The organism is Nonomuraea solani, from assembly GCF_900108335.1.
GTDB lineage: Bacteria > Actinomycetota > Actinomycetes > Streptosporangiales > Streptosporangiaceae > Nonomuraea > Nonomuraea solani.
Window position 1 is genome coordinate 19,151 of the sequence record NZ_FNVT01000015.1, and the last position, 13,590, is coordinate 32,740.

Here is a 13,590-nt window from a genome sequence, read left to right on the forward strand (position 1 = left end):
CCATGAGACCGACTTTCGCGCTGGGCGGGCTCGCCCTCGCCGTGCTCGTGGCCGGGTCAGGCCTGGCACTGGCGCTGCGCGACGACGCCCCGCCCACCGTCCAGGTACGGCTGGCCGCCGCCCAGCGTGGCCAGGTCACGGCGTCGGTGAGCGCGGCGGGCAGCACCGTGGACGGCTCGCGCAGGGATCTGGCGTTCGGCTCCTCGGGGACGCTGACCAAGGTGTCCGTCAAGGTCGGGACCAAGGTGCGCAAGGGCCAGGTGCTGGCCCGGATCGATGGGCGGGGGGCGCGGGAGGCGTACGCGGCCGCCAAGGCCGACCTGGCCGCCGCCCAGGAAGCCCTGGACGAGGCAGCCACGACGTCTGCGACCAGCTCGTCGAGCAGCTCGGCGGGCTCGACCGGCTCGACCGGCGGCACCTCCGCGACCTGCGCGCCGACGTCCGCGGCCGGCGGTGTCTACGGCCCGTCGGACCCTTCCCGGGACCGTGCCGCCGGGACCGTGGTCGATCCCGCCGGGCACCCGGGCTCCAGTCCGAGCCCTTCGCCGACCTTCAGCCCGCGTCCGACCACCACTCCGACCACGGGGCCCTCCGAACCTGAGCCGCAGCCGACGGTGACGGTCACCGTGACGGCCACGGTGACGGCCACCGTCACCACGACCGTCACCGCCACCCCGCCGGGAAGCGGCGGGACCGAGCAGGCCGGCGGACGCCCGTCCGGCAGCGCCGAACCGTCCACCAGCGCGAAACCGTCGCCCAGTGGGAAGGCGAGCGGCCGGCCCACCGGGGCGGGCAAGCCCTCGGCCAGGCCGAGCACCGGCGCGAACCGCCCGTCGCAGGGCTCCTGTGCCCGGCCGGACGGCGGCACCGGGGCCAAGGGCGGGCTCAGCGAGGAGCAGGCCACCGCGAACGTCGACCGTGCCGAAGCCGCGCTGGAGGAGGCGGCCGACGCCGTACGGGCGACCCGCATCGTGGCCCCGGCGGCGGGCACGGTCCTGTCGGTCGCCGGCCGGGCGGGTGACGCGGCGGGCGCCGGCACCTTCATCAGCCTCGGCAACCTGAACGAACTGCAGGTCCAGGCCATGGTCACCGAGTCCGACGTGAACCGGCTCAAGCTCGGCCAGAAGGCCCAGGTCACCCTGGCCACCCGCACCGGCGAACGTTACGAGGGCACGGTGACGGCGATCGCGCCGACCGCGACCGTGGACGGTCAACTGGTCCGGTATTCGGTCACACTGGCCTTCGACGAGCCACCGGCGGGGCTGATGCTCGGCCAGACCGCCTCGGTGACGGTCACCACCGACGAGGCCGAGAACACGATCTTCGTGCCGGCCGCCGCCGTACGCGATCGGCCGGACGGGACCCAGGTGGTCACCGTGCGCTCCGGCGGCCGGGACACGGCGAAGGCGATCAGGACGGGTGTGCGCGGCGACCAGTACGTCGAGGTCACCTCGGGTCTGGCCGAGAGCGACCAGATCGTCATGTCGGGTGGCACGTCGGGCGAGTTCCCGGACGGGAGCTGGCCTGACGCTTGAGCACGCCGGGTGAGTTCCCCGACGACGACGGGGAACTCGCCCGGCGCCTGAGACGGCCGGTCCGGACGGTCACCACCCGCCCGCCCGGCCCGGTCCTCCGGCCGGATCCCGGCGACCTGCCATCCGGGATCCGGCCGGACCTTCCGGTTGAGCGGATCCTCAGCGGGCTTTCAGCGAACGTTCAGCCTTCGCGAGCGTTCAGCGGGGCGCGGCGCCGGCCTTGGCGGCGGCCGATTCGCCCGTCGTGGTGGCCGGGATCATGAGCCGGTGGGAGGTCTTGGCGCGGGCTCCCTTGCGCGAGATGTAGTCGAGGGTACGGAAGTCGACCGACATCTCGTCCCGGCTCAGCCGGGCCACCAGGTAACCGCGCCGCTGGTCGATGTAGGACAGATGCGGGTTCTCCTGCAGGGCCTCGGAGATCCACGTGCGGTCCCGATAGCCGTCACCGTCGCTCGCGATCGACGACGCCACCAGTTCCCTGGCCACCACCGGCGAGTCGGGGTCGTCGAAGTCGGTCTTCAGCTCGGCCAGGTGGTGCATGTGCGCGTCCCCGGTCAGCACCACCGGGTTGGGCGTGCGGGCCAGCGACCCGAGCAGCCGCGTGCGCTCGGCGGCGTACCCGTCCCAGGAGTCGAGGTTCACCTCGCGGCCAGGCCCGACCTTGTAGTCGCGGTGCGCCATCATGATCTGCTGCCCGAGCAGGTTCCAGCGCGTGGTGGAGCCGTTCAGGCCGCTCTCCAGCCAGCGCCACTGGTCGGCGCCGAGCAGCGTACGCTCGTCGGAGAGGCGGTCGTCGCAGCCGGCCCGCACGCCGTCCAGGCAGGCCTGGTCGTCGCGGAACTGCCGCGTGTCCAGCAGGTGGAAGCGGGCCAGCGACCCCCACGAGACCCGCCGGTTCACCCGGAGCACGGCCCCCTGCACGCTGGCGCGGCGCAGCGGCATGTTCTCGTAGTACGCCCTGAACGCCTCCGCCCGCCTCTTGGCGAACCCGGGCGCGCCAGTGCTGGAGACGGGCCCGGCCCAGTTGTTCTCGATCTCGTGGTCGTCGAAGGACACCAGCCACGGCGCCACCGCGTGCGCGGCCTGCAGGTCGTGGTCGCTCTTGTACTGGGCGTGCCGCAGCCGGTAGTCGGCGAGCGTCTCGCACTTGCCGGGAGTGTGCGTACGGACGCGGCCGGCCAGGGCGGTGTAGCCGCTGGGGCCGTACTCGTAGAGGTAGTCCCCGAGGAACACCACCAGGTCGGGCTCCTGCTCGGCCAGGCGGCGATAGGCGGTGTAGTAGCCGTGCTCGTAGTGCGCGCACGCCGCCACCGCGAACGTGAGCGGCGTCTCCCCCTGCGGCGTCGTCCTGGTACGGCCGGCCGGCGACACGCGGCCCTGGCTCTTGAACCGGTAGAAGTAGTCGCGCCCCGGCTGCAGCCCCTTCAGCTCGACGTGGACGCTGTGGGCGTCGCGCGCCCTGGCGGTGGCGGTGCCGGACTCGACGATCGCACCGAAGCGCTCGTCGGTCGCGACCTGCCAGTCGACGTCCACGTCGCGGGCGGGCATGCCGCCGCGGCCGTCGCCGTTCAGCGGGCTGACGGCCAGCCTGGTCCACAGGACGAAGCCGTCGGTGGAGGGGTCGCCCGAGGCGACGCCGAGGGTGAACGGGTCGGATCTGAGGGTTCTGGCCGAGGAGGCGGCCGCCGCCTGGGGGGCGGCCTGCGGGAGAAGGAGGCCGGCTGTCGCCGCTGTCAGGAAGGCTCTGCGGTCCACGTTCACAGGTATGTCCGCCCACGCTGACCCCGCCGTGACAGCGGAGTCAAGCGCGGGTGAACAGCGTCGGTCGTCCCGCGACTTCGCCCAGCCGTCAGCGGGCGGCCCCCGGCACGTCGGACAACGTTCCGCGGAGCGCGGCAGCATCGGTGAAGCGTACGCCGGTCATGCCCGCGCGCTCGGCGCCCTCCACGTTCTCCGCGCGGTCGTCAATGAAGACGACCTCGGAGGGGTGGGTGCCGAGCGCGCGGGCCACCTCGTCGTAGATCTCCCTGCCGGGCTTCACCAGGCCCATCCTGCCGCTGTAGAAGCGGTGGCCGATCTCGGCGATCCAGGGCAGCTCGTCCAGGCCCTCACCGACGCAGACGGGCGCGTTGGACAGCAGCGCCACGTCGCGCCCCGCCGCGAGCAGCTCGCCGAGCAGGGCGACGGTGCCCTCGTTGGGGTAGGCCCAGCTCGCGATGTCCATGGCGACCAGCCGGGCGACCTCGGCGTGGCCGACCGGACGGTCCAGCACCGCCGCCCAGTAGGCGTGCGGGCTCAGGGTCGCCCGGTCGAAGTCGAGGCGGTGCTCCCAGTAGGCGCGCTTGAACGCCTCGGGGTCGGCGTCCATGGCGTGCGCCATGGCCTCCGCGTCGGACTCGGGCTGCGGAAGGGACAGGACACCGCCGTAGTCGAAGACAATCCACGTCATGCGAGAAATGGTCGCAGATGCGGGTCCAGCGCCGGGCAGCCCAGGTACTTCTCGACGGTGTGGAAGTCGATCCAGTCGAGGTTGACGAGTTCTTCGACGTCGATGCCGGTGAAGCTGCGGGCGAGGTCGGGCGGGATGGCGGCGATGTCGTCCTTGTCGGCGATGTTCACCCAGCGGCGTACGCCCCGGGGCCGCTCGCCGCGGCCGTTGATGGGGGCGGGCAGGAGGTGCTCGAAGACGACGTTGCGCATGCCGAGCGGGCTGCCGAGGGTGACCAGGAGGTCGATCTCAAGGTCGGGATTCGCCCAGAGGGCCTCGTACGCGACCACGCTGCCGAGCGAGTGGGCGATCACCACGTTGGGGCGGCGCTTCCTGATGACCTCCGACACGGCCTGCCGGGACCGCTCGCGCCTGGCCTGGTCGGTCAGGTAGGCGGCCACCTCCGGCGCGAACAGCTTGGCGAACGCCGCCGACCTGTCGTCCAGCCGGTTCAGCAGCCAGCCGGTGAACGACTTGAGCGCGCCCGTCACGTGCTCGCCCCAGCCGAGGTTGCGGGCCCAGTCGACGAGTACGCGCTGGGTCTGGGCCTCCATCGCGGCCGCCGCCCGCCGCGGCACGGAGCCGTCGTCGTCGCGCAGGTGGTGGGAGAAGTAGGCGATCTCGGAGAAGTAGGCCCGCGACTCTCCCCCGAGCGCCGCGTGCAAATAGCGGTCCCATTTCAGCCGCATGGCCTCGGCGGCCCCCGCCGCGGACCTTCCGGCCTGAAGGTAGTAGTTGTACTTCCCGATCCCGTGCACGCCGACGATGACGGCCACCGCGCCTCCCCTGACCCCATGATCTTTTCGCGCGATAATGGCATACGCTGCTTGCGGCCTGCCGTCAAACGGGTTTTCCGGGGAAAATGGCATTGCGGACGGCATATGGCGTCCATATACGGTGACATGTCGTACAAAGGGTGCATTCGAGAACAGGAGCCCCGCCCATGCCAGGCCCGCTGGTCGTCAACGACTCGATCGTCATTCCCGACATCGAGCTCGTCTGGCGTTTCTCCCGCTCCTCGGGCCCTGGCGGCCAGGGCGTCAACACGACCGACAGCCGGGTGGAGCTGACCTTCGACGTGGCGTCCAGCGTCGCGCTGCCGCCCGCCCTCAAGGCCAGGGCCATCGAGCGGCTGGGGGCGGAGACGATCACGATCGCCGCCTCGGAGTACCGGTCCCAGCTCCGCAACCGCGAGGCCGCAGCGCACCGGCTGGCGCAACGGCTGCGCGAGGCCATCGCCGCGCCCCCCAAGCGCCGGCGCCCCACCAAGCCGAGCCGGGGCGCCGTGGAGCGCCGGATCGCCAGTAAGAAACACCGCTCCGACGTCAAACGCCTCCGCCGCAACTTCTGACCCCGGCGAAGGGGCACGGAGGGCCGGACCGTGCGCGACCACCGCGGGAAGCGGTGATCAGGTGATGAGCCTGGGGAGGGATGCGATACTGGCCGACAGGTAGCCGGCCACCGCCTTGGGGACGAGGTTTCTGGAGGTGATCTCCGTTCGGGCCAGAGGGACGCGCTCCACCTCGTACAGCCCCCGCGAAGGGTCCGAGAACTCCGGTCCGTGACGCAGGCCAGGGTCCATGGAGACGAGACGGCAGCCGTACACGTGCTGGGTCTTGAGCCCGCCCTCGCACGGATACGACATCGTCACCAGAGGCGTCACCGCGCGGACCGTGGCGCCGAGCTCCTCCAGGAGCTCCCTGTGCAGGGTATTCTCCAGCGAACCGTCCTCCGGCTCCACGTGCCCGCCCGGCACGGTCCAGTACAGCGCCCGGCCGGGCACCGTGCGCCGGAAGAGGACGAGGTGCTCGTCGTGATCGAGTAGGACACCGCGGACACTGGGTCGCATACGCCCACCCTATTTGACCGGTATGTCCTTCGGGTAGCCTAACCTACGGTACCGTAACCTGAAGGAGAAGATCTTTTATGGCGATGACTCAGACGGAGCTGCTGCACGAGCTCGAGCCCGTGGTCGCCGGGGAGCTCGACCGCCACGAGAAGGTGGCCAAAGAGTGGTTCCCGCACGAGTACATCCCGTGGAGCGAAGGCCGCAACTTCGACGGCATCTACGGGGGCGAGGCGTGGCAGGACGGCGACTCCAAAATCCCCGAGGCCGCGCGCGTGTCTCTCATCGTCAATCTCCTGACCGAGGACAACCTGCCCAGCTACCACCACGAGATCGCCACCACGTTCGGCCGCGACGGCGCCTGGGGCACCTGGGTGCACCGGTGGACGGCCGAGGAGGACCGCCACGGCACCGCCCTGCGCGACTACCTCACCGTCACCCGCGCCGTGGACCCCATCGCGCTGGAGCGGGCCCGCATGGCGCACATGCAGTCCGGCTTCGTCACCGAGTACGGCACCATGCTCCAGCAGCTCGCCTACGTCTCCTTCCAGGAGCTGGCCACCCGCATCTCCCACCGCAACACCGGCAAGGCGTCCGGTGACGAGGGCTGCGAGCGGCTGCTGGCCAGGATCGCCGCCGACGAGAACCTGCACATGCTCTTCTACCGCAACCTGCTCAAGGCGGCCTTCGAGCTCGACCCCAACCAGACCATGCGCTCGGTGACCGACGTCGTCACGACGTTCCAGATGCCGGGCCAGGGCATGGAGGGCTTCGCCCGTAAGTCCCTGATCATCGCGAACGAGGGCATCTACGACCTGCGCCTGCACCTCGACGACGTGCTCATGCCGGTGCTGCGCCAGTGGGCGGTGTTCGACAAGACCGGGCTGGACGCGGAGGGTGAGCAGGCTCGCGAGGAGCTGTCGGCGTACCTGGCCAAGGCGGACGTGACGGCCGCCAGGTTCGTCGAGCGCCGCGAGGAGCGCCGCGCCCGCGCCGCCGCCCGCAGGTGACCCTCTGATCATGCGCCGCTGACCTGGTGGCCCGCGTAGTGGCTGGGACGTGGGAAGATCCTGCCCCATGGATCTCCCCGCCCAGCCGCTCATCTGGGTCGCCACGAGCCTCCGACGATCGATAGGGAGTACCCGGGCGGTCCCCGCGGCCGGTGAAAAGGCCCTCCCCGAACGGCAAAGCCTGTGCGCCTCTTGACCCGCAGATGGTCTTGGACATTGGCGGCATCGGGCAGGTTCCCGGTAACACCGGAACCCCTGGGGAGCAAGGGTGAAAATCATCGGGATCGCCGCCAGTCTCCACGCGGGGTCTTTCATCAACAGATTGCTGGACGCGGCGGGCGGTGAGCTGCCGGACGGCGTCGGGTTCGAGGTCTGGCAGGGACTGGGCGAGATCCCGCCGTGCGTCCCGGGGCCCGTCCCGCGCACGGCACGCGAGCTGATCGCGCTGGTCGCGGCGGGCGACGCGGTGCTGCTGACCGCTCCCGAGCACAGCCTGCTGCCGCCCGAGCTGACGTACGCGCTGGACTGGATGGCGGCGGGCCAGGGGCTGTCGGGCCGGCACGTGGCGGTGATGAGCGCGAGCGCGCGGGCCTGTGGGGCGATGTGGGCGCAGGCGGAGCTCTATAAGCAGCTCCAGGGGGCCGGAGCCGTCGTTTCGGGGGCGGAGCTGGTGATCTCGCCCGCCTGCCCGCACTTCGACGAGAACGGCCGTCTGACGGCTCCTGAGCTGCGGGCGCAGGTGCGGGCGGTGGTCGGCCGGCTCTGCCCGGCCAAGGTCATGGAACCGGCCAAGGTCATGGAACCGGTCAAGGTGATGGAGCCGGCGAAGGTGTGCGAACCGGCGAAGGTCATGGAGCCCGCCAAGGTGCTGGAGCCGGCCATGGTCATGGAGCCGGCGCTGTCGCTGCGATCGGCTCCGGTTCTGGAGCCCGCTCTGTCAGTCTGACCCTTCGGGAAGCCGCGGGCCCGGCTCCAGGTCCCGAACGTCCATGGAGCCGTCGCAGCCGGTCAGCGATCCCGGCGGACGCGTATAGGGCTGGGCGGCGCCGGGGAGAATCTTCTCCTCCGTCACACACGGTCCTCGATCTCCCAGAGGTGGTCGATGACGTGCCAGGCGACGCGCCGCAGCGCGTAGCGGGGCGGCCACGAGGTGGCCAGGGGCGGCTCCCAGGGGCGCGACAGCACGCCGGTCAGCTCGGCCCGCATCGCCGCCCGGTCTTCGGGCGATTTATACGGCTTGTGACGGACGCCGACCATCCGGGCGTAGGAGCGCTCGGCCTCCGTCACGTGATCCACGATCTTCGTACGGTCGCGCCCACCCCCGCGCGGCCCCTTGCGCAGCTCCTCGGGCGAGACGGCGGCGACCTCGTCGAACACGTCCCAGGCCGCGAGCAGCACGGCCACCTGCCGCTCGGCCTCGGCGCCCGGCAGCGGTTCGAGGTCCAGTCCCGGCACCTCGTACGGCACGCCGAAGTCCGTCGTCGCCGACCCCGGCACCCGGGTCACCACCTCGGGGTCCCCGGGCTCGAACGTCAGCCCCGCCCGGTCGGTGATCACCCGGTAGCGGGGCACGTAGTCCATGAGCCGGGAGATGGCCGCCTCCTCGCCCTTGCCGATCCGGCACCAGCCGGGCCAGTCGAGCGAGCAGGCGAACACCTTCTTCGGGCCGGTCTCCAGGTAAACGCGGTTCATGGCACCGAGCCTGCCACGCATACCTGTCAGCGGCCGTCAGGTTCAGATCATGTCGATGAGGTCGGCCACCGAGTCGACGATCAGGGACGGACGGTAGGGGAAGCGGTCGATCTCGTGACGCTGCGTGACGCCGGTCAGGACGAGGATCGTGAACAGGCCCGCCTCCATGCCGGAGACGATGTCGGTGTCCATGCGGTCGCCGATCATGGCGGTGGTCTCGCTGTGGCCGTCGATCTCGTTGAGTGCGCTGCGCATCATGCGGGGGTTGGGCTTGCCCACGAAGTAGGGGGCGACCCCGGTGGCCTTGGTGATGAGGGCGGCCACGGCGCCACAGGCCGGCAGGGAGCCCTCGGTGGAGGGGCCGATCGGGTCGGGGTTGGTGGCGATGAAGCGGGCGCCGCCCTCGATGAGCCGGATGGCGCGGGTGATCTGGGTGAAGCTGTAGGTGCGGGTCTCGCCGAGCACCACGTAGTCGGGGTCGAGATCGGTCAGGATGTAGCCGACCTCGTGCAGCGCGGTGGTCAGGCCGGCCTCGCCGATCACGTAGGCCGAGCCGCCCGCCCGCTGGTCGTCGAGGAACTGGGCGGTGGCCAGCGCGGACGTCCAGATGGACTCGGCGGGGACGACGAGGCCCGCGCCCGCCAGGCGGACCGAAAGGTCGCGCTGGGTGTAGATCGAGTTGTTGGTCAGCACCCTGAACTTCTTGTCCGATTCGCTGAGCCGCTTGATGAATTCGTCCGCACCGGGGATGGGCCGGCCCTCGTGCACCAGGACGCCGTCCATGTCGGACAACCAGGAATCGATCCGCTTACGCTCAGTCACCCGCCCATCGTACCGAGCGTGCCTTGTCGACTTACGGCCCGGTGGATGAACAATGTTCTTCATGGCGTTCACCGAATCCGCACAGGACATGCGAGACGAACTCGTCCAGCTCCGGCACTCCCTGCACACCACCCCCGAACTCGGGCTGCACCTGCCGCGCACCCAGGAGAAGGTTCTGGCGGCGCTGGAGGGGCTGCCGCTGGAGATCACCACGGGCGAGACGCTCAGCTCGGTCACCGCCGTGCTGCGGGGCGGCCGGCCGGGCCCCGCGGTGCTGCTGCGGGGCGACATGGACGCCCTGCCGGTGACCGAGAAGAACGATCTGCCCTACGTCTCCCAGTTGCCCGGGCAGATGCACGCGTGCGGGCACGACCTGCACACCGCGATGCTGGCGGGCGCGGCGCACCTGCTGAGCGCGCGGCGGGAGGAGCTGGCCGGTGACGTGATCTTCATGTTCCAGCCGGGCGAGGAGGGCCACGAGGGCGCCAAGCACATGATCGGCGAGGGCGTGCTGGACGCGGCGGGCGCGCGGCCCGTGGCGGCGTACGGGATGCACGTGGTGTCGGCGATGTTGCCGATCGGCCTGTTCACGTCGCGGCCGGGGCCGATCATGGCGGCGGCCGACACGTTCCGCGTGACGGTGAAGGGGCGTGGCGGGCACGGGTCGAGCCCGCACCGGTCGCTGGACCCGATCCAGGCGGGCTGCGAGATGGTGGCGGCGCTGCAGACGATGGTGACCAGGACGTTCGACGTGTTCGACCCGGTCGTGGTGACGGTGGGCAGTTTCCACGGCGGGTCGGCCGACAACGTGATCCCCGACGACGCCCGGTTCGAGGCGACCGTGCGGACCTTCAGCAAGGGCAACCGCACGCTGGTCAAGCGGCGGCTGGTGGAGGTCGTGCAGGGCATCGCGGCGGCGCACGGGCTGTCGGTGGATGCGTCGTTCGGGATGGGCTACCCGGTGACGGTCAACGACGAGAGCGAGGCCGATTTCGTGGGCAGGACGGCCGACGAGTTGTTCGGTCCTGGGCGCTACATGGTGACGCCGCAGCCGGTGATGGGCTCGGAGGACTTCTCGTACGTGCTGGAGAACGTGCCGGGGGCGTTCGTGTTCCTGGGCGCGTGCCCGCCCGACCGTGACCCGGCCACCGCGCCCTACAACCACTCCCCCGAGGCGATGTTCGACGACGCGGTGCTGCCGGACGGGGCGGCGCTCTACGCCACGCTGGCGCACGCCCGGCTGTCCTGACGTGCGCGCCTGGGTGGTCGACCGGCCGGGGCCGATGGCGTCCCGGCCGCTGGCGCTCATCGAGCGGGAGGTGCCGGAGCCGGGGCCGGGCGAGGTCCTCGTACGGGTGGAGGCGTGCGGCGTGTGCCGTACCGACCTGCACCTGGCGGAGGGCGACCTGGCCCCGCGGCGGCCCCGCACCTCTCCCGGCCACCAGGCGGTCGGCCGGGTGGAGGGCACGGGCGAGCGGGTGGGGGTCGCGTGGCTGCGCTCCACCTGCGGCACGTGCCCCTACTGCCGCCGGGGGATGGAGAACCTCTGTCCCTCGTCGGCGTACACGGGGTGGGACGCGGACGGCGGGTACGCCGACTATCTGGTCGCGCCGGCGGACTACGTCCATCCCCTGCCGGGCGACGTGCCCGCCGAGCGGCTGGCGCCGCTGCTGTGCGCCGGGATCATCGGCTACCGGGCGCTGGCGCGCTGTGACCTGCCCGCCGGGGGGCGGCTGGGGATCTACGGGTTCGGGGCGTCGGCCCATCTGACCGCGCAGGCCGCGATCGCCCAGGGCGCCGTCGTGCACGCGGTCACCCGGTCGGCGGCCTCCCGGGAGCTGGCGCTGGAACTGGGCGCCGCCTCGGCGGGCGACCGGCCGCCGGAGCCGCTGGACGCGGCCATCCTGTTCGCGCCGGTGGGCGATCTGGTGCCGGCCGCGCTGGAGGCGCTCGACCGGGGCGGGACCCTGGCGATCGCCGGGATCCACCTCACCGACGTCCCGGTGCTGAACTACGAGCGGCACCTGTTCCAGGAGCGCACGCTGCGCAGCGTCACCGCCAACACGCGGGCCGACGGGCGGGCCTACCTGGAGCTGGCCCTGGCGCACCCGCCGCGGGTGACGACCGTGCCCTATCCGTTCGAGGAGGCCGGGCGGGCGCTGGCCGATCTGGCTGCGGGGCAGGTCAACGGGGCCGCGGTTTTGGTCAAGGATTGAGCTGACACTTGATGGCGCTTAGCACCACTTCGTACACTGATGAAGGAAAGTTACATTAACCTCACAACCTCTGGAGATTATTGACGCTGGTGTGGCGCGATCGTAGTGTCCCGGTCAATCCCTAGAGACATCCCCCGGAGCGGCAAATGAAGCGACTGGCAGCGGTAGTGGCGTTGCTGGGCCTTGCCACCGCGACTGCGGCGTGCAGCGGTGGTTCCACCAACAAGTCCGGCGGCTCGGGCGGTGGTGGCGGCGGGCTCTTCACCACGATCGACGTGAACAGGCCGGGCCTTGAGGCGACGGCGCCGGCGAACCCGTACAACCCCAAGGGCAACTCCTTCCCTGGGTACAGCTCGATGAAGCTCGGCTGGGTCGTGAACCACCTGACCGACCCCAACAAGGCCCTGCCCGGCATCGCGGCGAGCTGGGAGATCGCGGAGGACAACTCCGCCATCACCCTGAAGCTGCAGCCGAACGCCAAGTGGTCCGACGGCAAGCCGGTCACCGCCGAGGACGTCAAGATGTCCATCGGCATCGCCTACACCCAGGGCAGCACCGCCTTCTCGGTGACGCCGGGCGCGGCCGGCGCGGCCGCTGAGGTCACGGTCGTCGACCCGCAGACCGTCAAGATCACGCAGGACATGGCCAGCCCCAGTCCGAAGTTCGCCCGCGGCGTGCTCGACACCACCGTCCTGCCCGCCCACGTGTGGAGCAGCGTGCTGCCCGCCGACTTCTGGGACAAGCTGAAGGCCGCCCGCGGTGATGGCGCCGACGCCGAGAAGGCCCGCGAGGAGGTCACCGCGCTCGGCGAGAAGGTGATCGCCTTCGCCCCGCCGAAGGACGTCTCCGCCGGCCCGTTCGTGCTGGAGCGGGTGAACCCCTCCGAGGCGCTGCTGGTCAAGAACAAGCACTTCTTCAACGCCGCCAACGTCGCGCCGGCGCAGGTGAAGTTCCTCAACTACACCGGCAACGAGCAGATCTGGACGTACCTGACGTCGGGCAAGCTCGACCACGCCGGCTTCACCGCCGCCCCGACGGACGTCATGAACCGGATCAAGGCGGCCTCCGGCAACGAGGTCATCAAGGGCTTCTCACCGGTCGCGGTGGGCCTGGCGTTCAACCAGTCCAAGAAGCCGTACGACAACGTGCACGTGCGCAGGGGCCTGGCCCACCTGATCGACCGCGAGCAGGTCACCAAGGTCGCCTCGCCCGAGGGCGGCACGGCGGCGGTGACCACCAGCGGCATCCACCAGAAGGCCGCGCAGGCGTGGATCCCCGACACGCTGCCGAAGCTGGAGCCGTACACGGCGGACGTGGCCAAGGCCGAGGAGGAGTTCAAGCAGGCCGGCCTGACCAAGAAGGACGGCAAGTGGACCCTCGCGGACGGGACGCCGTGGAAGGTATCCATGCACGCCCCGGCCGGCTTCTCCGACTGGCTGTCCGCGCAGGAGAACATCAAGAGCCAGCTCGTCAAGGCCGGCGTGGACGCCGAGGTCGTGACGACCGCCGACTACCCGCTCTACCTGGAGGAGCTGGCGGCGGGCAAGTACGACGCCGGCTTCTGGCTGATGGCGCTCGGCCCCGCGCCGTACGACATCTTCCAGCGCCTCTACGGCGCCTCCAACGGCTGGACCAACGTCGCGGGTAAGGTCAAGCACAGTGACGCCGGCAAGGCCGGCAACTGGATGGGCGGCCCCGAGGAGATCGAGGTCGACGGCACCAAGATCAACCCCGGCGAGCTCACCGGCAAGCTGAACTCCGCCAAGGAGGAAGAGGCCAAGCCGATCATGGCTCAGCTCGCCCAGGCGGCCAACCAGGACCTTCCCGTCATCCAGCTCTGGGACTACGTCAACACCCAGTTCGTGAACAACAGCCGGTTCACCGGCTATCCCAAGGACGACGAGCTCCTGCGCATGGGCACCGGCGTGCTCCCGTCGGGCGTGTGGATCCAGCAGGGCCTGATCAAGGCGAAGCAGTAGCC

Annotated in this window: 13 protein-coding genes; 7 read left to right on the forward strand and 6 right to left on the reverse strand. The window is 70.8% G+C overall.

Translation table 11 applies throughout. The features are described 5' to 3' along the window. Positions 1–2: 2 nt before the first annotated feature. The gene (locus C4V41_RS39955) at positions 3–1,535 is read left to right on the forward strand and encodes an efflux RND transporter periplasmic adaptor subunit (protein ID WP_103961222.1); all 1,533 of its coding nucleotides are present in this window, start codon (positions 3–5) and stop codon (positions 1,533–1,535) included. Between the two features lie 198 nt (positions 1,536–1,733). Here the strand turns inward: C4V41_RS39955 and C4V41_RS39960 are convergent, their stop codons facing one another. From C4V41_RS39960 to C4V41_RS39970, 3 genes are all read right to left on the reverse strand, one after another. Further along, positions 1,734–3,290, reverse strand: coding sequence for an alkaline phosphatase D family protein (locus C4V41_RS39960; RefSeq protein ID WP_103961416.1), 1,557 nt, complete (start codon positions 3,288–3,290; stop codon positions 1,734–1,736). 94 nt (positions 3,291–3,384) lie between these two features. Beyond that, complete coding sequence (locus C4V41_RS39965; protein WP_103961223.1) at positions 3,385–3,984, reverse strand: HAD family hydrolase; 600 nt, start codon at positions 3,982–3,984, stop codon at positions 3,385–3,387. Further along, entirely contained in the window at positions 3,981–4,799 is an 819-nt protein-coding gene (locus C4V41_RS39970) for a hypothetical protein (RefSeq protein ID WP_103961224.1), read from the reverse strand. The genes C4V41_RS39965 and C4V41_RS39970 overlap by 4 nt, the downstream gene beginning before the upstream one ends. A 167-nt stretch (positions 4,800–4,966) precedes the next feature. On the opposite strand from C4V41_RS39970, the gene arfB reads away from it, so the two are divergent. Next, on the forward strand, positions 4,967–5,374 hold the full coding sequence (arfB, locus tag C4V41_RS39975; RefSeq protein ID WP_103961225.1) for an alternative ribosome rescue aminoacyl-tRNA hydrolase ArfB: 408 nt from the start codon (positions 4,967–4,969) through the stop codon (positions 5,372–5,374). A 57-nt stretch (positions 5,375–5,431) separates the two neighbouring features. Here the strand turns inward: arfB and C4V41_RS39980 are convergent, their stop codons facing one another. Next, positions 5,432–5,872 (reverse strand): NUDIX hydrolase, encoded by a 441-nt coding sequence (locus C4V41_RS39980; RefSeq protein WP_103961226.1) that lies wholly within the window; start codon positions 5,870–5,872, stop codon positions 5,432–5,434. Between the two features lie 77 nt (positions 5,873–5,949). On the opposite strand from C4V41_RS39980, the gene C4V41_RS39985 reads away from it, so the two are divergent. Together C4V41_RS39985 and C4V41_RS39990 are read left to right on the forward strand one after the other, a co-directional pair. Continuing rightward, entirely contained in the window at positions 5,950–6,879 is a 930-nt protein-coding gene (locus C4V41_RS39985; protein WP_103961227.1) for an acyl-ACP desaturase, read from the forward strand. Between the two features lie 268 nt (positions 6,880–7,147). Continuing rightward, positions 7,148–7,825, forward strand: coding sequence for an NADPH-dependent FMN reductase (locus C4V41_RS39990; protein WP_103961228.1), 678 nt, complete (start codon positions 7,148–7,150; stop codon positions 7,823–7,825). 122 nt (positions 7,826–7,947) lie between these two features. Here the strand turns inward: C4V41_RS39990 and C4V41_RS39995 are convergent, their stop codons facing one another. Together C4V41_RS39995 and C4V41_RS40000 are read right to left on the reverse strand one after the other, a co-directional pair. Then, on the reverse strand, positions 7,948–8,571 hold the full coding sequence (locus C4V41_RS39995) for a hypothetical protein (RefSeq protein ID WP_103961417.1): 624 nt from the start codon (positions 8,569–8,571) through the stop codon (positions 7,948–7,950). A 42-nt stretch (positions 8,572–8,613) separates the two neighbouring features. Next, the gene (locus tag C4V41_RS40000) at positions 8,614–9,393 is read right to left on the reverse strand and encodes an HAD-IIA family hydrolase (RefSeq protein ID WP_103961229.1); all 780 of its coding nucleotides are present in this window, start codon (positions 9,391–9,393) and stop codon (positions 8,614–8,616) included. 61 nt (positions 9,394–9,454) lie between these two features. Here C4V41_RS40000 and C4V41_RS40005 point away from each other — a divergent pair, with 61 nt between their 5' ends. The 3 genes from C4V41_RS40005 (at position 9,455) to C4V41_RS40015 (ending at position 13,588) form a co-directional block, all read left to right on the forward strand. Then, entirely contained in the window at positions 9,455–10,642 is a 1,188-nt protein-coding gene (locus C4V41_RS40005) for a M20 metallopeptidase family protein (RefSeq protein WP_103961418.1), read from the forward strand. Position 10,643: 1 nt separating this feature from the next. Continuing rightward, positions 10,644–11,609 carry a zinc-dependent alcohol dehydrogenase family protein gene (locus tag C4V41_RS40010; RefSeq protein WP_103961230.1) on the forward strand — a complete coding sequence of 322 codons (966 nt, stop codon included), beginning with the start codon at positions 10,644–10,646 and terminating at the stop codon, positions 11,607–11,609. A 146-nt stretch (positions 11,610–11,755) separates the two neighbouring features. Next, entirely contained in the window at positions 11,756–13,588 is a 1,833-nt protein-coding gene (locus tag C4V41_RS40015) for an ABC transporter substrate-binding protein (RefSeq protein ID WP_235030676.1), read from the forward strand. The last annotated feature ends 2 nt before the right edge of the window (positions 13,589–13,590 follow it).

Coding starts and splice junctions, on each gene's coding strand:
- C4V41_RS39980 (WP_103961226.1), bottom strand. CDS start 5,872: ATGCGACCCAGTGTCCGCGGTGTCCTACTCGATCACGACGAGCACCTC.
- C4V41_RS40005 (WP_103961418.1), top strand. CDS start 9,455: ATGGCGTTCACCGAATCCGCACAGGACATGCGAGACGAACTCGTCCAG.
- C4V41_RS39955 (WP_103961222.1), top strand. CDS start 3: ATGAGACCGACTTTCGCGCTGGGCGGGCTCGCCCTCGCCGTGCTCGTG.
- C4V41_RS39995 (WP_103961417.1), bottom strand. CDS start 8,571: ATGAACCGCGTTTACCTGGAGACCGGCCCGAAGAAGGTGTTCGCCTGC.
- C4V41_RS39985 (WP_103961227.1), top strand. CDS start 5,950: ATGGCGATGACTCAGACGGAGCTGCTGCACGAGCTCGAGCCCGTGGTC.
- C4V41_RS40015 (WP_235030676.1), top strand. CDS start 11,756: ATGAAGCGACTGGCAGCGGTAGTGGCGTTGCTGGGCCTTGCCACCGCG.
- arfB (WP_103961225.1), top strand. CDS start 4,967: ATGCCAGGCCCGCTGGTCGTCAACGACTCGATCGTCATTCCCGACATC.
- C4V41_RS39965 (WP_103961223.1), bottom strand. CDS start 3,984: ATGACGTGGATTGTCTTCGACTACGGCGGTGTCCTGTCCCTTCCGCAG.